We start from the raw sequence: 25,625 nt of genomic DNA, 5'->3' as shown, positions 1-25,625 counted from the left end.
CACATGGACAGAGTCGTCATCATCACCGGAGGCAGTCGCGGGATTGGCGCCGAGACGGCATTGCTCGCCGCTCGCCAGGGCTATCGCATCTGCATCAACTATCAATCCGATGAAAACGCCGCCCACCGCGTACTGGAACAGGTGCGTGCCCTGGGCGCACAGGCGATCGCGGTACGCGCGGACGTCAGCATTGAAGATGAAGTGATCGCCCTGTTCAATCGTGTCGATGTCGAGCTGGGCCGCGTCACGGCGCTGGTGAATAACGCGGGCACCGTCGGCCACAAATCACGGGTCGACGAGATGTCGGAGTTCCGTGTGCTGAAAATCCTCAAGACCAACGTGCTGGGCCCGATCCTGTGCGCCAAGCATGCGCTGCTGCGCATGTCGCCCAGGCATGGCGGGCAGGGTGGCAGTATCGTCAACGTTTCGTCGGTGGCGGCGCGCCTGGGCTCGCCGGGTGAATACGTCGACTACGCGGCCTCCAAAGGGGCGCTCGATACCTTCACCATTGGCCTGTCCAAGGAAGTGGCAGGCGAGGGCATCCGCGTCAACGCGGTTCGCCCCGGCTATATCTTCACCGACTTCCATGCCCTCAGCGGCGACCCTGACCGGGTCAGCAAGCTCGAATCCGGCATTCCCATGGCCCGTGGCGGGCGTCCGGATGAAGTGGCCGAGGCGATTATCTGGTTGCTGTCGGACAAGGCCTCGTACGCCACCGGTACGTTCATCGACCTGGGGGGCGGGCGCTGATCGCGCTTTCCCTCACCCCACGCATGCCCACTGTAGGAGCGAGCTTGCTCGCGAAAAACGTCCAGCCAACGCGTTCATCCTGAATAAACGCGCAGGCCCGGAGTTCTTCGCGAGCAAGCTCGCTCCTACAAAGAGCCTTGCCATTGCGCCACTCAAAACGAGCGCACTATCCGCCCCAGCGTCTCCATCGCCTGCTCCGACGCTTCGGTCCACGGGCTGCCGTAGTTCAAGCGGATGCAATTGCGAAAGCGCCGGGTCGCCGAAAAGATCGGCCCCGGTGCGATGCTGATGCCTTGCGCCAGGGCCATCTGAAACAGCTTCAATGAGTCGGTTTGCTCCGGCAATTCCAGCCACAGGAAATACCCTCCAGCCGGTTGGCTGACTCGGGTCTGCGCCGGGAAATACCGGGCGATGGCCGCGAGCATTGCGCTTTGCTGTTCTTCCAGGGCATAGCGCAGTTTGCGCAGGTGCCGGTCGTAGCCGCCGTGCTGCAGGTAATCGGCAATCGCAGCCTGGGCCGGCATCGACGGGCACAGCGAGGTCATCAGTTTCAAGCGCTCGACTTTCTGCGCGAAACGGCCGGCTGCCACCCAGCCCACGCGATAACCCGGTGCCAGGCTCTTGGCAAAGGAGCCGCAGTGCATCACCAGCCCTTCGGTGTCGAAGGCCTTGGCCGGTTTCGGCGCATGCTGGCCGTAATACAGCTCGGCATACACGTCGTCTTCGATCAGCGGCACCTGATGGCTGCGCAGCAACTGCACCAGCGCCTGCTTTTTTGCTTCCGGCACGGTGGCCCCCATCGGGTTCTGGAAGCTGGTCATGGTCCAGCAGGCCTTGATCGGGTAACGCGCAAGGCTTTGCTCCAGGGCGTTGAGGTCAATGCCGTCGCGCGGGTGCACCGGAATTTCCACGGCCTTGAGCTTCAGGCGCTCCAGCACTTGCAGGCAGGCATAAAACGCCGGGGCTTCAATCGCCACTAGGTCACCCGGTTCGGTGACGGCCTGCAGGCACAGGTTCAGCGCTTCCAGGGCGCCATTGGTAATCAGCAACTCTTCCATGGGCAGCATCAGGCCACCGACCATGTAGCGCAGCGCGATCTGGCGGCGCAGCTGCGGGTTGCCGGGGGACATGTCGGTGACCACCAGGCGTGGGTCCATTTCGCGGCTGGCACTGGCCAGGGAGCGGGCCAGGCGCGGCAGCGGGAACAGCATCGGGCTGGGGAAGGCCGAGCCGAAGGGCACGGTGTTCGGGTCTTTGATCGAGTCCAGCACCGAAAACACCAACTCGCTCACATCGACTTCGGTGGACTCGTGCACCTGCTCGCTCACCACCGGCTCGGAAAACGGGCTGGGCGCATGGGTATTGACGAAATAGCCGGAACGCGGCCGTGCGCGGATCAGGCCGCGGCGTTCCAGCAGGTAGTAGGCCTGGAACACCGTAGACGGACTGACGCCGTACGTCTGGCTGGCATAGCGCACCGAGGGCACGCGCTGGCCGGGGCCAAGGACGCCGGAGCGGATCAGTTCTGCGATGTCGTCGGCGAATTTTTCGTAGCGTTTCATGGGGGCCTGGTCACTTGCTTAAAGGGTCAGCGGTTCAGCGGTGCGACAAAGCGGCTGTCGGCTGCGCTGCAGATCCACGGCTCATCCACATCCGTCACCGTAAAGCGCAGGGTCTGCGAACTGCTCGCCGGCGTGTCCGCCAGCAGCGCCACCGACACCGGCACATCGCTGATTTCTCCCGGTGCCAGGCTGAGCTGGGTCTTGCCTTGCAACTGGAAGCCCTCGGCGTCCACCAGTTCCAGGCGGTAGTCCTGGCGCTGCTGGGTCTTGTTGATGACCTTGAGGCTGTAGATGTTTTCGATCAAGCCCTGGCTGTTCTCGCGGAACAGGCCGCGGTCCTTGGTCACATCCAGCGACACCATCGGCCGCTCGACCAGGGCCACCACCAACGCGGCGATCATGACCAGCAGCACGGCACTGTAGCCGATCAGGCGCGGCCTTAGCAGCCGGGTCTTGCCACCCTGCAGTTGATGTTCGCTGGTATAGCTGACCAGGCCGCGGGCATAGCCCATTTTGTCCATGATCGAATCGCAGGCATCGATGCACGCCGCACAGCCGATGCATTCCATTTGCAGGCCATCGCGGATATCGATGCCGGTGGGGCACACCTGCACGCACAGCTGGCAGTCGATGCAATCGCCCAGGCCCGCGGTTGCCGGCTTCACTTCGCGTTTGCGCGCGCCACGGCGTTCGCCACGGGCGGCGTCATAGGCAATGGTCAGGGTGTCTTTATCGAACATCACGCTCTGAAAGCGCGCATAGGGGCACATGTGCATGCACACCGCTTCTCGCAGCCAGCCGGCATTGAGGTAGGTGGCGGCGGTAAAGAACAGCACCCAGAACAGACTGACGCCGCCCAGTTGCCAGGTCAGCAGTTCGGCGGTCAATGGGCGGATGGGGGTGAAGTAGCCAACAAACGTCAGCCCGGTCAGCACGCTGATCCCCAGCCATAGCGTGTGCTTGGCCGAGCGCCGTGCCAGCTTGTTCAGGCTCCAGGGTGCGGCGTGCAGTTTGATGCGCTGATGACGCTCGCCTTCGGTGATTTTTTCGCACCACATGAACAGCCAGGTGAACGCGCTTTGCGGACAGGTATAGCCGCACCACACGCGACCGGCGAACACCGTGATCGCAAACAGGCCAAAGGCGCAGATGATCAACAAGGCCGACAGCAGGATGAAGTCCTGGGGCCAGAAGGTCGCGCCAAAAATGTGGAATTTGCTCTCGGCCAAATCCCACAGCACGGCTTGGCGTCCGCCCCAGTTCAGCCACACAGTGCCGAAAAAGGCCAGGAACAGAACGCCCGTGCCGCTCACGCGCAAGGTGCGGAACAGGCCGGTGAAGCTGCGGGTATGGATCAGGTTATCGCTGGATCTGGCCTTCACCTTCTTCGGGTGGATGGGCTCAAAGGTTTCCACGGTGGGGATTCGTTCGCTCATGGTCATTCGCTCATCAGCCTCCATCAGGCGGATGAACTATGCCCGGCGCTCTGTTTGCATAACAGATTCAGGTAACGCGATAAAAAGCGGATCAGATTGACGAGCCCGGATTAGAAAATGTGGGAGGGGGCTTGCCCCCGAAAGCGCTGGGTCAGTTGATATGGCAGGTAACTGACCCTCCGCTATCGGGGGCAAGCCCCCTCCCACAAGAGGTCTTCATGTACTGATACAGATCAATCAAATCACCGAACCAGGTGAATCGGCCTTCACATGCTGGCGGCCGTCGTGGGCCCCCGCGACGGTCAGTGCGTCGGCCTCGGCTTCGGTGATGTAGATCCGCTCGGCCGCCAGCTCTACGTACGACATGGCTTTATCGGTGTCGGTCACGATATTGACGCGGGTAGCGGGCACGCTCTGTTCCTGGCCGTTCTCGTTGAGCGTGAAATAGCACAGTTGGTTGTCGATACGGATAGGCATACCAGTGTCCTTTTCATGGGCTGTGATCGTTTGGGGCCACAGAGGCGTTAGGGTTCCACGCAACTGACTGACGGTCGCCGCTGTCCACCTTCTACCAATAATCGTAAAAGGGCGGCATCTATGGACGCTTGGCTGCATGAAGCGTGGCAAACACTGCAGGCGGAATTTGCCGATATCGGTGATGCCCGGCAGGTCACCCAAATGACCGTGCGCCTGTTGATGGCCGCGATCCTCGGCGGCATCCTGGGGTTCGAACGCGAGAGCAAGGGCAAGGCCGCCGGGGTGCGCACCCATATGCTGGTGGCGTTGGGCGCCGCGCTGTTCGTGATGGTGCCGCAGATGTCCGGCAACCAGGCCGATGCGATGAGCCGGGTGGTGCAGGGGGTGATTGCCGGAATTGGCTTCCTGGGTGCCGGCACCATTATCAAGGGCAAGGATGAAGACGCCGGTCACGTCAAGGGCCTGACCACTGCCGCCGGTTTGTGGATGACCGCTGCGATTGGCGTCTCGGCCGGTTTGGGCCGGGAATCCACAGCGGTATTGAGTACGTTGCTGGCCCTGGCGGTGTTCAGCGTGATGCCGAAAATCGTCAGGCGTTTCGAGAAGGACTGACGATCACCGGCGGCATGGTGGTCGGCGGCTCCTGTACCGGTGGCGGCTCGTTCTCGGGCGGTTCCTGTTCCGGGACCGGTTCAGGCTCGCTGGGGGGCAAGGTCGGGTTGTCGATATTCGGGTCCGGCGTTTCAGCAGGGATGGGGATCGTCATCGGTGTGGCCTCCTTTGTGCTTTGCTCTAAGGGGTGGACAGCCAGCGCAGGGAATTGATTCCCCGCCCGGTGGCGGCATATCCGCCTGAACTTTTGACTGGAGCCCAGGCTCGGACCTATTACGGGTCTGCGCTGCAAGCGCGCTGCCACCACCGAATTCGGATCAAGCACAGAGCGTCCACTGGGCGTAAGGGGAATAGGCTCGATGACTGCTGAAACACTGGTTCCAGAACACGCTTCGTTGCCGCTGTCCCAAGCACTGCTGTTACCCAGAATCGCGATTGAAAGCACCATGCCGGTGATCGACGGCGGCGAGTTTGCCGTCAAGGCGGTGGTCGGCCAGCGGGTCAACGTGACCAGTAAAGTGTTCGCCGATGGCCACGACAAGCTGGCTGTGCTGGTGCGCTGGCGCCCGCTGGGGCAGGAACACTGGCACAGCGTGGTCATGAGTGATGTGGGCAACAATGGCTGGGAAGGCGCTTTTACCGTCACCACCCAGGGGCCCCATGAGTTTTGCATCGAGGCCTGGATCGATACCTTCGCCAGCTTCTGCTATGAATTGCGCAAAAAACACGAAGCCGGGGTGCCGGTCAGCCTGGAACTGCAGGAAGGCCGCAGCCTGGTGCTGCAGGCCGCCGAGCGCAGTGACAACGAACTGCGCGACCGCCTGATGCTGCTGCATCACGAACTCTCCGGCCTGCTGGAAACCGAGCAGGTCGCGCAGTTCCTGCACGAAGACAGTGCACACCTGATGACCCAGGCCGACCACCGCGCCTATTTGAGCGTCAGCACCGTCTACCCGATTGACGTGGAACGCGAGCGCGCCCAGTTCGCCAGCTGGTACGAGCTGTTTCCCCGCTCGATCACCGACGATCCGGCTCGGCATGGCACTTTCAACGATGTGCACTCGCGCCTGTCGATGATCCATGACATGGGTTTTGACGTGCTGTATTTCCCGCCAATCCATCCCATCGGCCGTAGCCACCGCAAGGGCAAGAACAATTCCCTGACCGCAGGCCCTGATGATCCCGGCAGCCCCTACGCCATTGGCAGCGAGGAGGGCGGGCACGAGGCGATCCATCCGCAGCTGGGCAGTCGCGAGGATTTCCGTCGCCTGGTCAAGGCTGCCGCCGACCACGGCCTGGAGATCGCCCTGGACTTCGCCATCCAGTGCTCCCAGGACCATCCTTGGCTCAAGCAGCACCCGGGCTGGTTCAACTGGCGCCCGGACGGCACGATCAAATACGCCGAGAACCCGCCTAAAAAGTATCAGGACATCGTCAACGTCGACTTCTATGCGGCGGATGCGATTCCCAGCCTGTGGGTCGAACTGCGCGATATCGTGGTCGGCTGGGTGGAAGAGGGCGTTAAGACTTTTCGCGTCGACAACCCGCACACCAAGCCGCTGCCGTTCTGGCAATGGCTGATCAGCGACGTGCGCGCCCAGTACCCGGAGGTGATCTTCCTGGCCGAAGCCTTCACCACCCCGGCCATGATGGCGCGCTTGGGCAAAGTCGGTTATTCCCAGAGCTACACCTATTTCACCTGGCGCAACACCAAGGCCGAACTGAGTGAGTATTTCACCCAGTTGAACCAGTCGCCGTGGCGCGAATGCTACCGCCCGAATTTCTTCGTCAATACGCCGGATATCAACCCTGGCTTTCTGCATGAGTCCGGCCGCGCGGGTTTCCTGATCCGCGCCGCGCTGGCCACCATGGGCTCGGGCCTGTGGGGCATGTATTCGGGCTTCGAGCTGTGCGAGTCCGCGCCGGTGCCGGGCAAGGAGGAATACCTGGACTCGGAGAAATACGAGATTCGCCCTCGCGATTTCACCGCGCCCGGCAACATCATCGCCGAGATCGCCCAGCTCAACCGCATCCGTCGGCAGAACCCGGCACTGCAGACGCACCTGGGGCTCAAGCTCTACAACGCCTGGAACGACAACATCCTGTACTTCGGCAAGCGCAGCGAGGACGGCAGCAATTTCGTGCTGGTGGCCGTCAACCTCGACCCGCACAACGCCCAGGAAGCGCACTTTGAATTGCCGCTGTGGGAGATGGGTTTGCCGGACGACGCCCAGACCCAGGGTGAAGATTTGATGAACGGCCATCGCTGGACCTGGTACGGCAAGACCCAATGGACGCGGCTGGAGCCGCAGATGCCGTTTGGGATCTGGCGGATTACCGCTTCTTAAACGGTATGGAGATTCAAATGTGGGAGGGGGCTTGCCCCCGATGGCGGTGGATCAGTCACCTGATTTATCAACTGAAGCTCTGCTATCGGGGGCAAGCCCCCTCCCACATTGATCGCATTCCGTCTGCAGAATTTCAGCATTCCAGGAGTTTCCAATGGCGAAAAAACCCAAGCCAGCCACCTTTATCAAAGACCCGCTCTGGTACAAGGACGCGGTGATTTACCAGGTGCACGTCAAATCCTATTTCGACTCCAACAACGACGGCATTGGTGACTTTCCCGGGCTGATCGCCAAGCTCGACTACATTGCCGACCTCGGCGTGAACACCATCTGGCTGCTGCCGTTCTACCCTTCGCCACGCCGCGACGACGGCTATGACATCGCCGAATACCGTGGCGTGCACAGCGACTACGGCACCATGGCCGACGCCAGGCGCTTCATTGCCGAAGCGCACAAGCGTGGGCTGCGGGTGATCACGGAGCTTGTGATCAACCACACCTCCGACCAGCACCCCTGGTTCCAGCGTGCGCGCAAGGCCAAACCGGGCTCGGCGGCGCGGGACTTCTACGTCTGGTCCGATGATGACCAGAAATACGACGGCACGCGGATCATCTTCCTCGACACCGAGAAGTCCAACTGGACCTGGGACCCCGTGGCCGGCCAATACTTCTGGCACCGCTTCTATTCGCACCAGCCCGACCTCAATTTCGATAACCCGCAGGTCATGAAAGCGGTGCTGTCGGTGATGCGCTACTGGCTCGACCTGGGCATCGACGGCCTGCGCCTGGATGCGATTCCCTACCTGATCGAGCGTGACGGCACCAACAACGAGAACCTTGCCGAAACCCACGAGGTGCTCAAGCAGATCCGCGCCGAGATCGACGCGCATTACCCGGATCGCATGCTGCTGGCCGAAGCCAACCAATGGCCGGAAGACACCCAACTCTACTTCGGTGACCGTAAAGGCGACGACGGCGATGAATGCCATATGGCCTTCCACTTCCCGTTGATGCCGCGCATGTACATGGCCCTGGCCCAGGAAGATCGCTTCCCGATCACCGACATCCTGCGTCAGACCCCGGAAATCCCGGCCAATTGCCAGTGGGCGATCTTCCTGCGCAACCACGATGAACTGACCCTGGAAATGGTCACCGACAAAGAACGTGACTACCTGTGGAACTACTACGCCGCCGACCGCCGCGCGCGTATCAACCTGGGCATTCGGCGACGCCTGGCGCCTTTGATGGAGCGTGACCGGCGCCGCGTCGAACTGCTCAACAGCCTGCTGTTGTCCATGCCCGGCACGCCGACCCTCTACTACGGTGACGAAATCGGCATGGGCGACAACATTTACCTGGGCGACCGCGATGGCGTGCGCACACCGATGCAGTGGTCCATCGACCGTAATGGCGGTTTCTCCCGCGCCGACCCGGCCAGCCTGGTGTTGCCGCCGATCATGGACGCGCAATACGGCTATCAGTCGGTCAACGTCGAAACCCAAGCCCAGGACCCGCATTCACTGCTGAACTGGACGCGGCGCATGCTCGCGGTGCGCAAGCAATCCAAGGCGTTTGGCCGTGGCAGCCTGAAAATGCTCTCGCCCGCCAACCGCCGCATCCTGACGTATACCCGCGAATACACCGGGGAGGACGGCCACACCGAAATCATCCTGTGCGTGGCCAACGTCTCGCGCAGTGCCCAGGCGGCAGAGCTGGACCTGTCGGGCTTCGCTGGCATGGTACCGGTAGAGATGCTGGGCGGTAACGCGTTCCCGCCTATCGGCCAGCTCAATTTCCTGCTGACCCTGGCGCCCTATGGCTTTTATTGGTTTGTGCTGGCTGCCGAAAACCAGATGCCCAGCTGGCATGTGGAACCGGCCCAGAGCATTCCTGACTTCACGACATTGGTGTTGAAAAAACGTATGGAAGAATTATTGGAAGAACCCTGCCGTACCACCCTGGAACACACGTCGCTGCCGGCCTGGCTGCCCAAGCGCCGCTGGTTCGCCGGTAAGGACGCCGCCATCGACAGCGTGCATATCGCTTACGGCGTGCGCTTCGGCGACGCGCAGCACCCGGTGCTGCTCAGCGAGATCGACGTCACCAGCGCGGGCCAGACCAGCCGTTACCAACTGCCGTTCGGTTTCCTCGGCGAAGACCAACTCACCACGGCCTTGCCCCAGCAACTGGCCATGGCCCGCGTACGCCGCAGCCGCCAGGTGGGGCTGGTCACCGACGCGTTCAGTCTCGAGCATTTCGTTCGCAGTGTGATCCAGGGCCTGCAGGCGGGCACCGTGCTCAATAGCAGCGAGGGTGATCTGCGCTTCGAGGCAACGCCGCATTTGGCCGCCTTGCAGCTGACGGACGAAGCCGCGGTGCGCTACCTGTCTGCCGAGCAATCCAACAGTTCGGTGGTGGTGGGCGAGAGCCTGGTGCTCAAGCTGATCCGCAAAGTCAGCGCCGGGGTGCACCCAGAGCTGGAAATGAGCGCCTACCTGACTGAAGCCGCCTACCCGAATATTTCTCCGTTGATGGGTTCGATGAGCCGGCGCGACGTCCAAGGCGAGGACAACCTGCTGATGATCGCCCAGGGCTACCTGAGCAACCAGGGCGATGCCTGGAGCTGGACCCAGAACAACCTTGAGCGTGCGATTCGCGACGAGCTGGCCGAAGCGATTTCCGAACAGGAGCAGCACTACAACGCCCTGGGCGAACTGGCCGACTTTGCCGGCCTGCTTGGCCAGCGCCTGGGCGAGATGCACGTGGTGTTGGGCGCGCCTACCCAGAACAAGGACTTCAAGCCCGAAGTCACGTCCGTCAAGGACACCCAGGCCTGGGCCAAGGACGTGGGGGCGCAAATCCAGCGGGCCTTGCAGTTGCTCAAACTAAATCAAAGCCAGTTGAACCCCGCCGATCAGGCGCTGGTCAGTGAACTACTGGCGCAGGAAAAAGCCATCGGTACGCATGTCCATGCATTGGCGAAAGCCACGCTGGGCGGGTTGCGGATTCGCGTCCACGGTGACTTGCACCTGGGCCAGGTATTGGTGGTCAAGGGCGATGCCTATTTGATCGATTTTGAAGGCGAGCCGGCGCGTCCGCTGCATGAACGGCGCGGCAAGCACAGCCCGTACAAGGATGTGAGCGGTGTGTTGCGCTCCTTCGACTACGCGGCGGCCATGGCCTTGAATGTGCAAGCGGTTGACCATTCGCCGCAAGCGCAGGCCGCGCGTCGGCGTGTGACCGAGCGTTACCTGAGTGAAGCCCGCCAGGCATTTACCCAGGCTTATCAGGCAGCGACGGCTACACTGGCGCATGACTGGCAGGATGCCAACGGCCAGGACGCTGCGCTGACGTTGTTCAGCCTGGAGAAGGCCGCGTATGAAGTGGCCTACGAAGCGGAAAATCGCCCGAGCTGGTTGCCGGTGCCCTTGCAAGGGCTGCACGGTTTGCTCAGCGGGCTTACACCTGAATCGAAAACTGCACGCGGTGGGGAGACGTCATGAGTTTTACGCATAAAGAACCGCTGCAGCCCAAGTTGACTGCAATGCCGGCGTCCAAGGACGTCGACGCGCTGGTGCGCGCCGAGCACCACGATCCATTCTCGATCCTTGGGCCGCACGACGATGAGCAGGGCGGGCAATTTATCCGCGCGTTCCTGCCCGAAGCCTTGAGCGTCCAGGTACTGGCCCGTGACAGTGGCGAGCCGATCGGCAGCCTCGACGCGACCCAGGTGCCGGGACTGTTCGTTGGGCACTTCGGCACGCGCCAGGACTACCTGCTGAAGATTCAGTGGGCCGGCGGCGAGCAGATCACCGAAGACCCGTACAGCTTCAGCCAGTTGCTGCTGGGTGAAATGGACCTGTACCTGTTTGCCGAAGGTAACCACCGTGACCTGGGCAACTGCCTGGGCGCTCAGGTGACGACAGTGGACGGCGTGCAGGGCGTACGCTTTGCCGTCTGGGCACCGAATGCCCGACGGGTCTCGGTGGTGGGCGACTTCAACATATGGGACGGTCGCCGGCACCCGATGCGCTTGCGTCACCCTTCCGGCGTGTGGGAGATCTTTATCCCGCGCCTGCAACCCGGTGCGGCTTACAAGTACGAAATTCTCGGTGCCCACGGCATCCTGCCGCTCAAGGCCGACCCGGTGGCCCTGGCCACTCAACTGCCGCCGGATACTGCTTCCAAGGTCGCCGCGCCGTTGCAGGTGGACTGGCAGGACCATGAGTGGATGCAGGCGCGCGGTGACAAGCAGAAATCCACCGCGCCGCTGTCGATCTATGAGTTGCACGTCGGTTCCTGGCAGTGCGAACTCGACGAGGCCGGCGAAGTGTCGCGCCAGTACGGTTGGCGCGAACTGGCCGATCGCCTGATTCCCTATGTGCAGCAACTGGGCTTCACCCATATCGAGTTGATGCCGATCATGGAGCATCCGTTCGGCGGTTCCTGGGGCTATCAAGCCTTGTCTCAGTTCGCACCGAGCGCGCGTTTTGGCTCGCCGGAGGATTTCGCCTATTTCGTCAACGCCTGCCATCAGGCCGATATCGGCGTGATCCTCGACTGGGTGCCGGCGCATTTTCCGACCGACACCCACGGCCTGGCGCAATTCGACGGTACCGCACTGTACGAATACGCCAACCCGCTGGAAGGTTTCCACCAGGACTGGGACACGCTGATCTACAACCTGGGCCGCACCGAAGTGCACGGTTTCATGCTGGCGTCGGCGTTGCACTGGCTCAAGCACTTCCACGTCGATGGCCTGCGTGTGGATGCGGTGGCTTCGATGCTGTACCGCGATTATTCGCGCAAAGCCGGTGAATGGGTGCCCAACCGCCACGGTGGCCGGGAAAACCTCGAAGCCATCGAATTCCTGCGCCACTTGAACGACGTGGTAGCGCTGGAGGCGCCGGGCGCCCTGGTGATCGCCGAGGAATCCACCGCGTGGCCGGGCGTGAGCCAAAGTACCCAGCAAGGTGGCCTGGGATTCAACTACAAGTGGAACATGGGCTGGATGCATGACTCGCTGCATTACATCCAGCAAGACCCGGTGTACCGCGCCCATCACCACAATGAGCTGAGTTTCGGCCTGGTGTACGCCTGGTCCGAGCGCTTTATCCTGCCGATTTCCCATGATGAAGTGGTGCATGGCAAGCACTCGCTGATCGACAAGATGCCCGGCGACCGCTGGCAGAAATTCGCCAACCTGCGCGCCTACCTGAGTTTCATGTGGATGCACCCGGGCAAGAAGCTGCTGTTCATGGGCTGCGAGTTCGGCCAGTGGCGTGAGTGGAACCACGACCAGCAACTGGACTGGTATCTGCTGCAGTACCCCGAGCACCGTGGGGTGCAGAAGCTGGTGGGCGACTTGAACCGCCTGTACCGCGAGGAGCCAGCGCTGCACGAGCAGGATGACGCACCCCAGGGCTTCCAGTGGCTGATTGGCGACGATGCGATCAACAGCGTCTATGCCTGGCTGCGCTGGAGCAAGGACGGCAAGCCGGTACTGGTGGTCGCCAACTTTACCCCAGTGCCCCGTGAGGCATACGCTGTCGGCGTACCGTTCGCCGGGCGCTGGAGCGAAGTGATCAACAGTGACGCCGACATGTATGCCGGGTCCAACTACGGTAATGGCGGCGCGGTGCAAACCCAGGATGAACCGCGCCACGGGCAGCCGGTGTCGCTGTCGTTGAACCTGCCACCTCTGGGGGTGCTGATTTTGCGGCCTGAAGAGGGTTAAAACGCTGTAGCGCGCTGGCGGCGGTTGTCCGCGCTACTGGCAGGGTGCCACAATGGCGCCTTTGTCGGCAGTCAGACAGGCAGCGCGCATGAACAGCCATGGGCAAGACCCGGATCGCGTTATCGAGGAGCAGGTGCGAACCGACCGTTTGCACCAGCTGTTTCGCCAGTCGTTCCCGGCCATCTTTGGCAGCTACCTGGGCGCGGTCATGCTCTGCTGGCTGTGCTGGGACCGCTTCGATCAGTCGGTGATCCTGGTCTGGCTGGTGCTGCTGGCGGGCTCGTCACTGCTGCGCCTACAGCTCTTCGTCGAATGGTTCCGCTGCCCGGACAGCGAGCGAACCCCTGCGCGCTGGGAGCGTCGCTATTGGCTGACACTGATGCTGTCGGCGGGCATCTGGGGGAGCGGGGCGCTGGCGGTGATGCCGGTCGATGATCGCGTGTCCCAGGTACTGGTCATGCTGTTTGCGGTGGGCATGTCGGTCAGCGCGGTGTCCTGCTATTCGGCCTACCGTTACATGTCGCTGGGGTCCATGGGCCTGGTGTTGTTGCCCTGTACCTTGTGGCTGCTGTTCCAGCCATCACCGATGCAGGTGGGCGTGGCGCTGGCGGTATTGGTGTTCTCGTCCTTTGTGGTGGGTGCCACGCGCAAACTGTCCGACGCTTTGGAAAAGGCCTTTCGCCTGACTCGGCAAATGGAGCGTGCTCACGCGATTTCCACGCTCGCCGCGCAGACTGATGAATTGACCGGCTTGATGAACCGTCGTGCCTTTTTCGAGCGTGCCCAGCTGCTGCATGCGCAATGTCGTCGCGAACAGCAGCCGTTGTGCGCGCTGATGCTGGACATGGATCACTTCAAAAACATCAATGACACTTACGGCCATCAGACCGGGGACCAGGTCTTGCGCCAGATCGGCGGCGTGATCAGTGCCGGGTTCCGCCAGGTGGACGTGTACGGTCGCCTGGGCGGCGAAGAATTTGCGATCCTTTTGCCCGACACTTCGCTTGAGACCGCGCGCAGTCTCGCAGCACAATTGGTTCAGGCCATTGGTGAGCTGAAGGCCGGCCCGGTGCAGGGGCTGAGTGCCAGCCTGGGTCTGGCCTCGACCCATGCCCAGGCGCTGGATCTGTATGTCTTGATGGACAGCGCCGACCAGGCGCTGTACCAGGCCAAGGCGCGTGGCCGCAATCAGGTGGCCGTGGCGGGCTGATCCTTGGTCATGGCCCTGGCCAACGCCCGCGCGACCTGTTCGGCGGAGTAGGGTTTGGCAAGGAACTCAAAACCTTCATAACCACTGTCCGCCAGTTCTTCGCTGTAGCCTGAGACGAGCACTACCGGCAGGTCCGGCCGGCGCTGGCGCATCAATCTCGACATGGCGACACCGGTCATGCCCGGCATGACCACATCCGAGAAAACCGCATCGAAGGCCTCGGCGTCTTTGCCGGCAAGCGTCAGCGCCTGTTCGGCGTTGGTGGCCCAGGTGGTCTGGTAGCCCAGGTCCTTGAGGATCTGGCTGGCGAAGCGTCCCACTTCCAGGTTGTCCTCCACGATCAGGACATGCAATTGGGCAACATCCAGCGGGGGTGGAAGATCCTGGTGTTCTTCCTGCTGCGGCGCAGCTTCGCCTTCTACTTGGGGCAGGTACAGGGTGAACACCGTGCCTTGCCCGAGGGAACTGGCCACATCGATATTGCCGCCCGATTGCTTGGCAAAGCCGAATACCTGGGACAAGCCCAGTCCTGTGCCCTTACCGACGGCTTTGGTGGTGAAAAACGGTTCGAAAATGCGCTCGAAGGTATCGCCGGGAATACCGATGCCGGTGTCGGCCAGGGCGATGCTGATGTGGGGCAGCCGCGACTCGGCATCCCCGCGGATGCGCGGCAGTGGCTGCTGCGCGGCGACCTTGATGCTCAGGGTGCCCTGGCCGTCCATCGCGTCGCGGGCATTGAGGGCGATGTTGATCAGGGCGGTTTCGAACTGGCTGGGGTCGATGCGCGCATAGCAGGGCTGGTCGGGCAATTGCACCTGTACGTGAATGCGCGCGCCGGTGACGCTCTCAAGCATGTCGCCGATGTTCTGCACCCGTTGGCTGACATCGAAGACCTGCGGATTCAATGGCTGGCGGCGGGCAAAGGCGAGCAGTTGGCTGGTCAGCTTGCTGGCCCGCTCGACCGTATCGGACACCGCGCACATGTAGCGTTGCCGGCGTTCTTCCGACAGCCCCGGCTGGCGCAGGAAGTCCACGGATGAGCGAATGATCGTCAGCAGGTTATTGAAATCATGGGCGACGCCGCCGGTGAGTTGGCCGATGGCCTCAAGCTTCTGCGACTGGCGCAGCGCAGCTTCAGCCTGGGCGAGGGCGCGGGTGCGTTCTTCCACGCGCTGCTCCAGGGTGGCGTTGAGCTCGGTATAGGCTGCCAGGCCTTCACGCACGGCGGCATCGGCGCGTACGCGTTCGATGTGTGCCCAGGAGCGTTCGGTGACTTCGCCCAACAGCGCCAGGTCATAGGAGGACCAGTAGCGGGGCTGTTTGTCGTGCACGGCCATCAGCGCGGTGAGACGCCCGTCCTTGATCAAGGGCATGCAGATAGTCGCCGTGACCCCAAGCGTCTGGAAGGTCGCCGCTTCATGGGGCGGCAATTCGAGCAGGTTGTTGCACACCACCAGGGGCTCGCCGGCGCGCAGGTTGGTCACCGCACGCTCACCGAACGCGGCCAGGCTGTAATGGCCGATGATGCTCGGCGAGCCTTGCGCCGACCAGTCGCCGCGAATGGTAAAACCGTCCTGGTCGTCTTCCATGTCGGCGTAGGCGCAGATGGAAACTTGCAGGTGTTCGGCCACCAGGCGGGTGGTCGAGGTCATGATGTCTTCGGCATCGGTGGCGGTGGCGACGCTGCTGCCGATGGCGTCCAGCACTTCCAGGCGCCGGGCGAGGAACACGGTGGCGGTGGTTTCGGTCACCGTATCGAGCAACCCGACCACCTTGCCTTGTGCGTCCCGGATCGGGCTGTAGCAAAAGGTGAAATACGCCTGTTCAGGTGCCTCGTTACGCTCGATCAACAGCGGAAAGTTTTCGATATAGGTGGCATGCCCGGCAAATGCAGTGTCGGCGATAGGGCGGATGTCATCCCACACCTCATGCCACACCTCGCTGAACGGGCGACCCAACGCGTCGGGCTTGTTGCCCAGGATCGGCACGAATGCATCGTTGTAGAGGGTGATCAACTGCGGCCCCCAGACAATGGCCTGGGGAAAACTGGAGGCGAAGCACAGCGCGACGGTTGTCTTGAGCACGTCGGGCCAGTGTTCAAGCGGCCCCAGGGGCGTATTGGCCCAATCATGCCGACGAACCCGGTCCGCCATTTCGCTGCTATCTTGCAGCCAGTTCATCATTGGGTTCATACCTTGTTCGCTACGCGCTGTTAAGCCTTGAAGATCAGACTGACTAGCAACAGACCGAAATGCCCCTGATCAGTTCAGCGCGATTATCGCCTGATAGCACCTTGATTTCACCGTGCATTTGACCGGCCGAGCGGGCCGGCGGCCAATTTTTATTGGGTGCCGAACAGCCCCGTCCAATAGATGCCTGCATCGCTTTTCGGGTCCATCGCATAGGCTGCGCCCAATTCACGAAATTGCGGGTTCATCAGGTTGGCGCAATGGCCGGGGCTGGCGAGCCAACCGTCGAGGACTTTGCGCGGCGTATCGAGGCCGGCGGCGATGTTTTCACCGATGTTTTTCGCGATATACCCGGCCAGCTCGGCGCGGTCGCCGGGGGTGCGGCCGTCGTGGTCCAGGTGATCGAAAAAGTTGCCGTTGGCCATGTTGCGGGTGTGGCTGTTGGCGGCGCCGGCCAGGTCGTCGTTCCACGACAGCGGCGTGGTCGCGGTGAACGCTTCGGTGCCGCACTGGCGCGGCTGGGCACGGGCGGCGTTGATCAGGTCGAGCAGTTTGCGGCCTTCGGTCTGCCAATCGCCCAGGCCACTGGTCAGCAGCGGGCGGGCCAGCACGATGCGCCAGTCCTGGCCACTGTTGCTGACGCCGATATCGACGAACTGCGGATCGAGCACCACGCGACAAAAGCTTTCACGCACCGCTTTCATGGCGGCTTCGGCATCCTTTGGCCCGGACAGGCTGATGGCCTGTACGTTGACCATGGGGTACGCGGCCCGCGCCAGCGACTGCTGCAAGTCGCCGGCATTGGAGGCCGGCAGCACCAGCCGCGTATCACTGTTCAGCGGCGGCAATTCCTGGGAACCCTGGTCGCCGCAGCGCTGCACCTGGCTGCGGTACTGGTTGATCTGTTGTACCAACTGACTTTCTTCATTCGCCATCGCGCTGGCGCAGAACACCGTACTGGCGGCCAGCGTCGTAAGACCCATCATCAATGACAGAACGCGCATGGACGTTACCCTTGAGCTTGAAAGTGCCCATGATGCGCGATCCAGGTGCATGCATGCACCCGTTGGTCCGAACTTTTTTGCGCAATTGTTGAACGTCGGCACTTGGGAACCCGGCTACGCGGCGCGCAACAGGTACAATTGCCGTGCCTTGAAGTAGAAACCCAGGAATGTGCATGTACAGCCTTACCCGCTACACCACGCCGTGCCCCGAACCGGTCAACAGCCAGATCCTGCAGATGGTGGTGGACAACCTCACCGACATCAGCAGCGTGGCACTGGCGCCCAGTAACCTGCTCTACAACATTTACCAGTACGCCATCGGTTTTGAGGTGCACCTGTACCTGGAGGCGCTGGACGGATCGAAAGGCATCGCCGTTGAACTGGTGGTGGCGATGCAGGACGAGACAGTGGTTGGCTTCTGCCTGTATCTGCCGGTGAAGGATGACCCTCAAGCCTGCGGCGTGGCATTCATGGCCGTGCACGCGGGTTTCAGGCGCCAGGGCGTGGCCCGGGCCATGCTGGGTGACGTGTTGGCGCGCTATCCCCATGCGGAGCTGGCCTGCGCGGTGGAGAAGGTCCCGGCGTTCGAAGCCATGGGCTTCAAGGTACGTGGCGCGCGCGGTACCCAGGTGCTGATGAATACGCGGGACTATGGCACCGATGGCTTGATGGGCGTGCTCGACGTGGCGGCTATATATAGCTCGCTGGAAGTGCGGCAAATTCATACCTACCTGCTGCAAAAGCACGGTAAGCGGGCGATGGTGGACGCGGAAAAACAGCGCGACCGACACCTGGACCAATTGACGCGCAAGGTGCAGCGGTTTGTGGACGCACGCTTGGCCTGAGCACGGCGGTGGGTCAGTCATCTATGAATTGACTGCACCACCGCTATCGGGGGCAAGCCCCCTCCCACATTGGTTTTGTGGTGTTGCAGATGTCGCATGCGGCCGCCAGCCAGGTGAAACGTTAAGGTTTGATGCAGTCTTGAGGCTGCCCAGATCCAAATGTGGGAGGGGGCTTGCCCCCGATGGCGGTGTGTCAGTCCACTATTAATTGACTGAACCACTGCTATCGGGAGCAGGCTCCCTCCCACATGCGCCGCGCTTGACCATCGCCAGGATGGTTTCCAGCAATTCCTGCTGCGCTTCTTCACGGCTGATTTCTGCGCTGGCCGCGGCATGGGACAAGGCCTCGGCAGCCCCCAGCATGGCGCGCAGTCCCGCCCGGGAAAGCCTGCCACCCGGTGCGAAGGGGGCGAGGGCATCGCGGCATTTGTCGAGGAAGACCGCCTCGTACTTGCGCTTGAGGGCTTCCAGCTCCGGCGAGCCACTGAGTGCCGCCGTCACCCCCGGAATTTCGCGACCCTGCAGCAGCACGCAATCCACATAGGACGCTGCGATCACCCACGCACGCGCTTCAAGCGTCGCGCTGCTGGCTTCGATGGCGTCGACAAACACCTGATTCTGGCGCCCGTCGAAATCTTCATACAGCGCGGCCAGCAAGCCCGAACGCGTGACGAAATGGTCGTAGACCACCGGTTTAGTTACCCCGGCCATCTCCGCAAGGCGACCCAGGGTCAGGGCGTCGGTGCCTTCTTCGCGCACCAGTTGCCAGGCTGTTTCCAGTAACTGCTGCAGACGTTCCTCGCGGGAAAGGCGCCGACGCGGGGCAGGAGATTGTTCGCTTGACATGCTTATATACCAAAAGTAACTTAAGGGCGTTAACTTACTAAAAGTAGCTTAAGCCTAAAAGGAGTCAATGTCATGCATGCACTCATCGTTGTGGCTCATCACAACCCGCAATCCCTTACCCACAGCGTGGCCGAGCACGTCGGCGCCGGCCTGGACGCCTGCGGTCACACGTTTGAACTGGCGGACCTTGCGGCCGAAGGCTTCGACCCTCGCTACACCGCCGCCGACCACCGCGTACACCGAAACCGTGAAACGCCGCCGGCGGATGTGCTGGCCGAACAGGCACGCATCGAGCGCGCCGATGCGTTGGTATTGGTGTTTCCGATCTATTGGTGGTCGATGCCGGCGCTGCTCAAGGGCTGGGTCGACCGCGTCTTCGTCAACGGCTGGGCAATCGATTACGGCCCTGATACGCCGGTGACCAAGAAGTTGCGCCACCTCAAGGTGCATCTGCTGGCCTTGGGCGGCGCGGATGCAAGCGCCTTCGACCGGCACGGTTATGCCACGGCCATGCGCACGCAGATCGATTACGGGATCTTTGATTACTGCGGAGCGCAGGTGCTGACCTCGGAGTTGTTGCTGGAGTCGGAAAGCGAGACGGCCCAGCCGCATCTGCACAGGGCCAGGGCGTTGGGGCAGGAGCTGTTCGAGCGCGAGACGGTAGCGGGGTGATTCAAGCGTCGCGAAACAGGTCGTGGGCATCCAGCAAGCGGTAGGCAATCTCGGGCTGTTTCTCCATGCCCCGACGAATCGCTGCCGGAATCGACTGCCGAGTCTTGCGACACAGGCCGGGCAGTTCGTCGATGACGATCTGGATCCCGCGCATGCTCTTGACCTCGGTGTGGCCCGGCGCGATATGCAGGCGGATGCCCAGTTGGTCGTACATCCGCTGCTGCATATGCTCCAGGTCCTGCAGGCTCTTGAGGTTTTCCAGGCGCTCGAGCAGGCGTTTTTCTTCCTGGCGTGTCAGGTGGAGGATGCGCAGGTCGGCACCGGGCGCCTCCAGCAAGCGTTCGCGCTCGCAGTCACAGACGCCGGGTGGGCAGGGTTGGCGAATGGTCATGTGCATGCCCTCCCTAAACCTGCGCTGTGCCTTAATAGCTGAGCGTGACGCCCAGGCTGCCCAAGGCCTTCCAGTACTCCGGATAGGTCTTGGCCACGCAATCCGGGTCTTGAATACGGATGCCCGGGATCTTCAGCCCGGCCAGGGCAAAGCACATGGCGATGCGGTGGTCGGCATGGGTATCGATCAATGCGTTGCACGCCGTGCCGGCAAGCGCCGGGTCGGCCGCCACCAGCAGATCGTCGCCCTCGATGGTGGCCAGCCCCGGACGGATTTCGTTGAGGCCGTCGTGCAGCGCCTGCACGCGGTCACATTCCTTGACCCGCAGGTTGGCCAGTTCCGTGAAGCGCACCGGGGTATTGTTGAAGGCAGCGAGCACCGCCAAGGTCGGAATGGCGTCCTGCATCTGCGAGCCCACCACCGTGGCCTGCATGTTCGGGAACTGGGCGATCACCGCCTGGGCCTTGGCGTCCGGCTGGGTGAAGTCCTGGGCGGCGACACCGATGTCGATGCGGCCCCCGGTCAATACCTCGGCGGCCCACAGGTAGGTGGCTGCGGAGGCATCGGGTTCGATCAGGTAATCATGGGCGGAATAGCCGGTCGGGGCCACGCGCCAGGTGGTGTCGTCGATGGCTTCGACCTGGGCGCCAAAGGCGCACATGCAGTCCAGCGTCAGGTCCACATAGCCACGGGCACCGATGTCCTTGCCGGTCAAGGCAACCTCAATCGGCGCTTCGCCACATGCCGCGAGCATCAGCAGCGCCGAGACGTACTGGCTGGACAGGCCGCCGTCGATCTCGAAGCGCTTGGCCTGGACCTTGCCCACGCCGTGCACGGCCACCGGTGGGCAGCCGGTCGGGCTGTCGACCTGGATGCCATTCTGGCCGAGGGTGGCGAGCAGTGGCCCGATCGGACGCTTTTGCATGTAATCGTCACCGTCCAGCACCACGGTGCCCTGCACGGTGGCCACGGCGGCGGTGAGAAAGCGCATGGCGGTACCGGCATTGCCGAGAAACAGCGGCTGCGCCGGTAATTGCAGTTTGCCTTTGCCTGTGACCACGAAGGTGGTGTCGTCCGGCTCGTCGATGGTCACGCCCATCTGCCGCAGGGCCACTGACATGTGGCGAGTGTCATCGCTCTTGAGCGCGCCGCTCAAGCGGCTGGTGCCCTTGGCCAGGGCCGCCAGCAGCAGGGCGCGGTTGGTAATGGACTTGGAGCCGGGCGGCGCGACCTTGCCATTGAGGGGAAAGTTGGGCGGTGTAACGGTCACGGTTTTCTGCGAACTCAAGGGACAAGGCTCCTGATCAAGACGAGGTGGCATGGAGTGGCCGACGGGGCGGACCCGAATAATCAGCCAAAGGTGCGGTGCTTGTCGAGATTTAGCGCTTGCTCAGCCAGTAATCATGCAGCGTCCGGGCAGCCGGTTCGATTTCGCCGACCCGTTGCTGGTGGGCTGGCACATCCAGGTCTGCCGGTAATTCGAAGTTATCCTGTTCGGCGCACCAGGAGATTTTCTCGAACTGAGTCGCAAGTTCCGCGGGCAACGGCGGCCAGTTGCCGATGGCGGCGCCACGAATGTAGCCAAAGCACCATTCTTCGGCGAGGGTAACGGACTGGCCTTGGTGTTCTTTCTCATCGAAGCGCGCCTTGAAGCCCTGGGCATCACCGACCAGTTGCGCCGCCAGCGTGTTCAGGTGGCGCACGCACAGGTCCAGGAAAGCCCCGGCCTCCTCAGCGCTTTCCCAGGCCGGGTTCTGCCCACCCCAGATGGCGGGGAACCACTCGGCGATATCTACCTGCGTCGGGCTGGACACCAGCGCGGTGAAGTAGCCGTCGAGTTCGGCGACGTTGAGCACCGAATGGTCGTCGCCGTACTTGAGCAGGGTTTCTTCGATCAGGTCGAACTCGGCGATGGTGAGGGGCTGGGCGTGCATGGCAGGTCCTTTAAACGTCGAACGCCGCGAGTCAGGCGGCTTAAAGCGCGAAGGATGGCGTGTGCGCGGGGTTTTATCCAGCGTCTTTTCCATCCCGGCCGCGAGTCCCGCTTTTGGCCGATGCGCCGTTGCTGACCCTTGTTATAGTTCGGGCCTTATCACTCGCCAGTCAGGGATCACTGCCATGTCCGAATACCAAGCTTTCGTCGTCGAACTCAGCGGCAACGTTGCCCATGTGCAGATCAATCGTCCGGAAAAGATCAACGCGATGAACGCGGCGTTCTGGAGCGAAATCATCGACATCTTCCAGTGGGTCGAAGACACCGATGCCGTGCGCGCGGTGGTGCTCAGCGGTGCCGGCAAGCACTTTTCCTCCGGCATCGACCTGATGCTGCTGGCCTCGGTGGCCAATGAGTTCGGCAAGGACGTGGGCCGCAATGCGCGCCTGCTGCGGCGCAAGATCCTCGAACTGCAAGCCTCGTTCAATGCGGTCGACAACTGCCGCAAGCCGGTCCTGGCGGCGATCCAGGGCTATTGCATCGGCGGCGCCATTGACCTGATCAGTGCCTGTGACATGCGCTACGCCGCCGAGGACGCGCAGTTCTCGATCAAGGAGATCGACATTGGCATGGCCGCCGACGTCGGCACCCTGCAGCGCCTGCCGCGCATCGTCGGCGACGGGATGTTGCGTGAGCTGGCCTACACAGGGCGTCAGTTTGGCGCCGAAGAAGCGCGCAGCATCGGCCTGGTCAATCGGGTGTTTGCCGACCAGGCCAGCCTGTTGGCGGGCGTCATGGCCATTGCCCATGAAATCGCCGCCAAGTCGCCGATTGCCGTGGCCGGCACCAAGGCGATGATCAGCTATATGCGCGATCACACCATCAATGATGGCCTGGAATACGTTGCCACCTGGAACTCGGCTATGTTGCAATCCAACGACTTGCGCGTGGCCATCGCGGCCCATATGAGCAAACAGGCTCCCGAATTCGTGGATTGATCGATATGACCTCAGGCTGGATTACCACAACGCTGCTGGATAATGACGCCACCGGCGGCTGGGCGGTTGCCCGCAGCCGCGATGGCTTTCTGCATGATGCCAACGGGCCCTTGTTCCCTCGGGAGTGGCTCAAGCGCCAGGACCTGTCGGTGTTTGCCGAACACGGCATCGGGCACCTCGATGGCGAGCCGGTGTACCTGCTCGAAGTCGACGGTGCAGGCCAAGTGCCGGGTTGCAGCTGGCAGGGCCTGCGCGGCTTCATGCTGCAAGGCGATCACACCCTGTACAAAGTGCTGGGCTACGCCGCGCAGATCGGTACCTGGGCACGCGAGCACCGGTTCTGCGGCAGTTGCGGCCAGGCCATGGTGCAGGTGACACGGGAGCGGGCGATGTACTGCCAACCCTGCGACCTGCGCAGCTACCCACGGATTTCACCGAGCATGATCGTGCTGGTGACCCGTGGCGATGAGATTCTGCTGGCGCGTTCGCCACGGTTTGTTACTGGGGTCTACAGCACCCTGGCCGGCTTTGCCGAGCCGGGCGAGTCGGCCGAAGACTGCCTGATCCGTGAAGTGCGTGAGGAAGTGCAGATCGAGGTGAAGAATCTGCAGTACATGGGCAGCCAGTGCTGGCCGTTCCCGCATTCGATGATGCTGGGCTTTCATGCCGAGTATGCCGGTGGCGATATCGTGCCCCAGGCCGACGAAATCGAAGACGCGCAGTGGTTCAACATCCATGACCTGCCGCCGTTGCCGGCATCACGCTCGATTGCGCGGTACCTGATCGACCTCTATGTCGCCCGTCGCCTAGGCCACGCTGAACCAGTGCTGCCAGGCTAAGCGCACTGTCAGGCCGAGCACCACGGTGATGAAGACCGGGCGAATGAACTTGGCGCCGCCGCTGATTGCGCTGCGTGCGCCAAAGAATGCGCCGCCCATCACCGAAATCCCCATGGCCAGGCCGACCACCCAGTCCACCGAACCGTTGATGATAAACACCGTCAGCGCCGCCGCGTTGCTGACAAAATTCATGCTGCGCGCCACGCCGCTGGCCTTCACCAGATCGATTGGGTGCAGCAGCATGGTGCTCACGGTCCAGAACGCGCCGGTGCCAGGCCCGGCTACGCCGTCGTAGAAACCCAGGCCGAAGCCCTGGGTGGCCTGCCATTTCTTCTTGATCGGTGCCTCGGCGTCCAGCGGTGCCTTGGGCGTGCCGCCGAACAGCAGGTACACGCCGCAGGCGAACACGATCACCGGCAGCATCTTGTTCAGGGTCTCGGCGGGCAAATAATGCGCAACCACGGCGCCGGTCAGCGCGCCGACCAACGTACCGACGATGGCATGCACCCACTGGCGCGGGTGGAACAGCTTGCGCCGGTAGAAGGTGAAGCTGGCGGTGGCCGAGCCAAAGGTGGAGCTGAGTTTGTTGGTACCCAGCACCAGGTGCGGTGGCATGCCGGCGGTCAGCAGGGCAGGGGTAGTGAGCAGGCCACCGCCACCAGCGATGGCGTCGATGAAGCCGGCGATAAACGCCACGACGGCGAGAATGGCGAGGGTGGTCAGGTCAACGCTGAGTTCGAAGGGCATGGGCAGGGCTTATTGTTGGGTGGGCACAGAAGGCCGCCATCTTACCTGCCGAATGTACGCAGATCCAAATGAGTGAACCAACTGTGGGAGGGGGCTTGCTCCCGATAGCGGTGTATCAGTCAGCTCAAGTGTTGCTGACCCACCGTCATCGGGGGCAAGCCCCCTCCCACAGGTTTAACCGTGTTTGTCTGGCTATTTGTGGGTGCCCATCCACTCCAGCGCCGTGCGCCAGATGCAAATGCCCAGAAAATATGCCGACATCAGTGACCACAGCCCGAAGGTCCACGGGTTGGTGTTCGGGTAATCCACCACCATCAGAAAGCTGCACAGCAGCCAGATCGTGGTCACGGCGATGTTGATCGGCATGAACCGCTTGACCCGGAACGGATGCAGAAACTTCATCGGCGTCACGGTCAGGAGCGCCAGGCCGATCACGGTCAGTAGGGTGATCCACGCGTCGGGCTGGATGATGTACACGCACAAAGCCACCACATTCCAGGCCGCCGGGAAGCCGACGAAATAGTTGTCCTTGCTCTTCATGTTGACGTTGCAGAAGCAGAACAGCGACGACACCAAAATCACCGACACCGCGAACAAATGGGTAAATTCCGGCAGGTCGATGTAGCGGTAGATAAACAGTGCGGGGATGAACACGTAGGTGAGGTAATCGATCACCAGGTCCAGTACCGAGCCGTCAAAGCTGGGCAACACTGTGCTGACGTTGACCCGTCGCGCCAGGGAGCCATCGACGCCATCCACCACGAGTGCCAGGCCCAGCCACAGCAGGCAGGCCTTGGGTGAGTTTTCCAGCAGCGCCAGGGTGGCCAGGAATGCCAATACCACACCGGTGGCGGTAAAGCCGTGGGCGCCCCAGGCTTTGATTCTGGCTACATGCAGGGTCGATATCACGGGCGGTTCTCCAAAGGATCAAACGGGGCAGCCGACGGCGTAACGCGGTCGAGTCTGGCCGGGGAATGCAGGTATCGACCGGGAAGGCAGGGATAAGGTTCACCGCCCGGCGTATGGCTTA

Annotated in this window: 22 protein-coding genes; 10 read left to right on the top strand and 12 right to left on the bottom strand. The window is 62.2% G+C overall.

The window, feature by feature from the left end:
- Positions 1–3 precede the first annotated feature (3 nt).
- Entirely contained in the window at positions 4–750 is a 747-nt protein-coding gene (locus C4J94_RS15085; RefSeq protein WP_124386910.1) for an SDR family oxidoreductase, read from the top strand.
- Positions 751–902: 152 nt separating this feature from the next.
- Here the strand turns inward: C4J94_RS15085 and mapR are convergent, their stop codons facing one another.
- From mapR to C4J94_RS15070, 3 genes are all read right to left on the bottom strand, one after another.
- Complete coding sequence (mapR, locus tag C4J94_RS15080; protein WP_124386909.1) at positions 903–2,312, bottom strand: GntR family transcriptional regulator MpaR; 1,410 nt, start codon at positions 2,310–2,312, stop codon at positions 903–905.
- Between the two features lie 26 nt (positions 2,313–2,338).
- Positions 2,339–3,748, bottom strand: a complete 1,410-nt coding sequence (gene ccoG / locus C4J94_RS15075; RefSeq protein WP_124386908.1) for a cytochrome c oxidase accessory protein CcoG — start codon at positions 3,746–3,748, stop codon at positions 2,339–2,341.
- 237 nt (positions 3,749–3,985) lie between these two features.
- Complete coding sequence (locus C4J94_RS15070) at positions 3,986–4,225, bottom strand: DUF3203 family protein (RefSeq protein ID WP_124386907.1); 240 nt, start codon at positions 4,223–4,225, stop codon at positions 3,986–3,988.
- Positions 4,226–4,345: 120 nt separating this feature from the next.
- Between C4J94_RS15070 and C4J94_RS15065 the strand changes: the two genes are divergently transcribed.
- Positions 4,346–4,837: an MgtC/SapB family protein gene (locus C4J94_RS15065; RefSeq protein ID WP_124386906.1), complete on the top strand. Its 492-nt coding sequence runs from the start codon at positions 4,346–4,348 to the stop codon at positions 4,835–4,837.
- Here the strand turns inward: C4J94_RS15065 and C4J94_RS27635 are convergent.
- Positions 4,815–4,991 (bottom strand): hypothetical protein, encoded by a 177-nt coding sequence (locus C4J94_RS27635; protein WP_164485585.1) that lies wholly within the window; start codon positions 4,989–4,991, stop codon positions 4,815–4,817. The genes C4J94_RS15065 and C4J94_RS27635 overlap by 23 nt on opposite strands.
- 205 nt (positions 4,992–5,196) lie before the next feature.
- On the opposite strand from C4J94_RS27635, the gene C4J94_RS15060 reads away from it, so the two are divergent.
- The 4 genes from C4J94_RS15060 (at position 5,197) to C4J94_RS15045 (ending at position 14,131) form a co-directional block, all read left to right on the top strand.
- Positions 5,197–7,185 (top strand): alpha-1,4-glucan--maltose-1-phosphate maltosyltransferase, encoded by a 1,989-nt coding sequence (locus tag C4J94_RS15060; protein ID WP_124386905.1) that lies wholly within the window; start codon positions 5,197–5,199, stop codon positions 7,183–7,185.
- Positions 7,186–7,339: 154 nt separating this feature from the next.
- Positions 7,340–10,687, top strand: coding sequence for a maltose alpha-D-glucosyltransferase (gene treS / locus C4J94_RS15055; protein WP_124386904.1), 3,348 nt, complete (start codon positions 7,340–7,342; stop codon positions 10,685–10,687).
- The gene (gene glgB, locus C4J94_RS15050; protein WP_124386903.1) at positions 10,684–12,921 is read left to right on the top strand and encodes a 1,4-alpha-glucan branching protein GlgB; all 2,238 of its coding nucleotides are present in this window, start codon (positions 10,684–10,686) and stop codon (positions 12,919–12,921) included. The genes treS and glgB overlap by 4 nt, the downstream gene beginning before the upstream one ends.
- A 52-nt stretch (positions 12,922–12,973) precedes the next feature.
- Positions 12,974–14,131 (top strand): diguanylate cyclase, encoded by a 1,158-nt coding sequence (locus C4J94_RS15045; RefSeq protein ID WP_124386902.1) that lies wholly within the window; start codon positions 12,974–12,976, stop codon positions 14,129–14,131.
- On the opposite strand, the gene C4J94_RS15040 is transcribed toward C4J94_RS15045, so the two are convergent.
- Positions 14,110–16,314, bottom strand: a complete 2,205-nt coding sequence (locus C4J94_RS15040) for a GAF domain-containing protein (RefSeq protein ID WP_124386901.1) — start codon at positions 16,312–16,314, stop codon at positions 14,110–14,112. The two genes, C4J94_RS15045 and C4J94_RS15040, sit on opposite strands and share 22 nt — an antisense overlap.
- A gap of 158 nt (positions 16,315–16,472) precedes the next feature.
- Complete coding sequence (locus tag C4J94_RS15035; RefSeq protein ID WP_124386900.1) at positions 16,473–17,324, bottom strand: CAP domain-containing protein; 852 nt, start codon at positions 17,322–17,324, stop codon at positions 16,473–16,475.
- Between the two features lie 173 nt (positions 17,325–17,497).
- On the opposite strand from C4J94_RS15035, the gene C4J94_RS15030 reads away from it, so the two are divergent.
- Complete coding sequence (locus tag C4J94_RS15030; RefSeq protein WP_124386899.1) at positions 17,498–18,169, top strand: GNAT family N-acetyltransferase; 672 nt, start codon at positions 17,498–17,500, stop codon at positions 18,167–18,169.
- A 204-nt stretch (positions 18,170–18,373) separates the two neighbouring features.
- On the opposite strand, the gene C4J94_RS15025 is transcribed toward C4J94_RS15030, so the two are convergent.
- Entirely contained in the window at positions 18,374–19,015 is a 642-nt protein-coding gene (locus C4J94_RS15025; protein WP_124386898.1) for a TetR/AcrR family transcriptional regulator, read from the bottom strand.
- Between the two features lie 72 nt (positions 19,016–19,087).
- Between C4J94_RS15025 and C4J94_RS15020 the strand changes: the two genes are divergently transcribed.
- Positions 19,088–19,687, top strand: a complete 600-nt coding sequence (locus C4J94_RS15020; RefSeq protein ID WP_124386897.1) for an NAD(P)H-dependent oxidoreductase — start codon at positions 19,088–19,090, stop codon at positions 19,685–19,687.
- 1 nt (position 19,688) lies between these two features.
- Here C4J94_RS15020 and C4J94_RS15015 read toward each other — a convergent pair whose 3' ends face one another.
- From C4J94_RS15015 to C4J94_RS15005, 3 genes are all read right to left on the bottom strand, one after another.
- Entirely contained in the window at positions 19,689–20,078 is a 390-nt protein-coding gene (locus tag C4J94_RS15015; RefSeq protein WP_124386896.1) for a hypothetical protein, read from the bottom strand.
- Between the two features lie 31 nt (positions 20,079–20,109).
- Complete coding sequence (gene aroA / locus C4J94_RS15010; protein WP_124386895.1) at positions 20,110–21,366, bottom strand: 3-phosphoshikimate 1-carboxyvinyltransferase; 1,257 nt, start codon at positions 21,364–21,366, stop codon at positions 20,110–20,112.
- A 91-nt stretch (positions 21,367–21,457) separates the two neighbouring features.
- Positions 21,458–22,012, bottom strand: a complete 555-nt coding sequence (locus C4J94_RS15005; RefSeq protein WP_124386894.1) for a UPF0149 family protein — start codon at positions 22,010–22,012, stop codon at positions 21,458–21,460.
- A gap of 184 nt (positions 22,013–22,196) precedes the next feature.
- Here C4J94_RS15005 and C4J94_RS15000 point away from each other — a divergent pair, with 184 nt between their 5' ends.
- Entirely contained in the window at positions 22,197–23,009 is an 813-nt protein-coding gene (locus C4J94_RS15000; RefSeq protein ID WP_124386893.1) for a crotonase/enoyl-CoA hydratase family protein, read from the top strand.
- 5 nt (positions 23,010–23,014) lie between these two features.
- Complete coding sequence (gene nudC, locus C4J94_RS14995) at positions 23,015–23,848, top strand: NAD(+) diphosphatase (protein WP_124386892.1); 834 nt, start codon at positions 23,015–23,017, stop codon at positions 23,846–23,848.
- Here nudC and C4J94_RS14990 read toward each other — a convergent pair.
- Positions 23,816–24,595 (bottom strand): TSUP family transporter, encoded by a 780-nt coding sequence (locus C4J94_RS14990; protein WP_124386891.1) that lies wholly within the window; start codon positions 24,593–24,595, stop codon positions 23,816–23,818. The two genes, nudC and C4J94_RS14990, sit on opposite strands and share 33 nt — an antisense overlap.
- Before the next feature lie 192 nt (positions 24,596–24,787).
- Entirely contained in the window at positions 24,788–25,504 is a 717-nt protein-coding gene (gene pcsA, locus C4J94_RS14985; protein WP_124386890.1) for a phosphatidylcholine synthase, read from the bottom strand.
- Positions 25,505–25,625 lie beyond the last annotated feature (121 nt).

Source organism: Pseudomonas sp. R5-89-07 (assembly GCF_003851685.1).
GTDB lineage: Bacteria > Pseudomonadota > Gammaproteobacteria > Pseudomonadales > Pseudomonadaceae > Aquipseudomonas.
Note: the sequence above shows the minus strand (reverse complement) of the source record. Positions and strands in the feature narration are given on the sequence as shown.

Bases quoted from the DNA above. Each gene is read 5' to 3' on its own strand.
- C4J94_RS15035 (WP_124386900.1), bottom strand. From the start codon at position 17,324: ATGCGCGTTCTGTCATTGATGATGGGTCTTACGACGCTGGCCGCCAGT.
- C4J94_RS15045 (WP_124386902.1), top strand. From the start codon at position 12,974: ATGGCGCCTTTGTCGGCAGTCAGACAGGCAGCGCGCATGAACAGCCAT.
- nudC (WP_124386892.1), top strand. From the start codon at position 23,015: ATGACCTCAGGCTGGATTACCACAACGCTGCTGGATAATGACGCCACC.
- C4J94_RS15085 (WP_124386910.1), top strand. From the start codon at position 4: ATGGACAGAGTCGTCATCATCACCGGAGGCAGTCGCGGGATTGGCGCC.
- C4J94_RS15025 (WP_124386898.1), bottom strand. From the start codon at position 19,015: ATGTCAAGCGAACAATCTCCTGCCCCGCGTCGGCGCCTTTCCCGCGAG.
- C4J94_RS15060 (WP_124386905.1), top strand. From the start codon at position 5,197: ATGACTGCTGAAACACTGGTTCCAGAACACGCTTCGTTGCCGCTGTCC.
- C4J94_RS15030 (WP_124386899.1), top strand. From the start codon at position 17,498: ATGTACAGCCTTACCCGCTACACCACGCCGTGCCCCGAACCGGTCAAC.
- C4J94_RS15040 (WP_124386901.1), bottom strand. From the start codon at position 16,314: ATGATGAACTGGCTGCAAGATAGCAGCGAAATGGCGGACCGGGTTCGT.
- ccoG (WP_124386908.1), bottom strand. From the start codon at position 3,748: ATGAGCGAACGAATCCCCACCGTGGAAACCTTTGAGCCCATCCACCCG.
- C4J94_RS15000 (WP_124386893.1), top strand. From the start codon at position 22,197: ATGTCCGAATACCAAGCTTTCGTCGTCGAACTCAGCGGCAACGTTGCC.
- C4J94_RS15020 (WP_124386897.1), top strand. From the start codon at position 19,088: ATGCATGCACTCATCGTTGTGGCTCATCACAACCCGCAATCCCTTACC.
- C4J94_RS15065 (WP_124386906.1), top strand. From the start codon at position 4,346: ATGGACGCTTGGCTGCATGAAGCGTGGCAAACACTGCAGGCGGAATTT.
- mapR (WP_124386909.1), bottom strand. From the start codon at position 2,312: ATGAAACGCTACGAAAAATTCGCCGACGACATCGCAGAACTGATCCGC.
- C4J94_RS27635 (WP_164485585.1), bottom strand. From the start codon at position 4,991: ATGACGATCCCCATCCCTGCTGAAACGCCGGACCCGAATATCGACAAC.
- C4J94_RS15070 (WP_124386907.1), bottom strand. From the start codon at position 4,225: ATGCCTATCCGTATCGACAACCAACTGTGCTATTTCACGCTCAACGAG.
- glgB (WP_124386903.1), top strand. From the start codon at position 10,684: ATGAGTTTTACGCATAAAGAACCGCTGCAGCCCAAGTTGACTGCAATG.
- treS (WP_124386904.1), top strand. From the start codon at position 7,340: ATGGCGAAAAAACCCAAGCCAGCCACCTTTATCAAAGACCCGCTCTGG.
- C4J94_RS15015 (WP_124386896.1), bottom strand. From the start codon at position 20,078: ATGACCATTCGCCAACCCTGCCCACCCGGCGTCTGTGACTGCGAGCGC.
- C4J94_RS15005 (WP_124386894.1), bottom strand. From the start codon at position 22,012: ATGCACGCCCAGCCCCTCACCATCGCCGAGTTCGACCTGATCGAAGAA.
- C4J94_RS14990 (WP_124386891.1), bottom strand. From the start codon at position 24,595: ATGCCCTTCGAACTCAGCGTTGACCTGACCACCCTCGCCATTCTCGCC.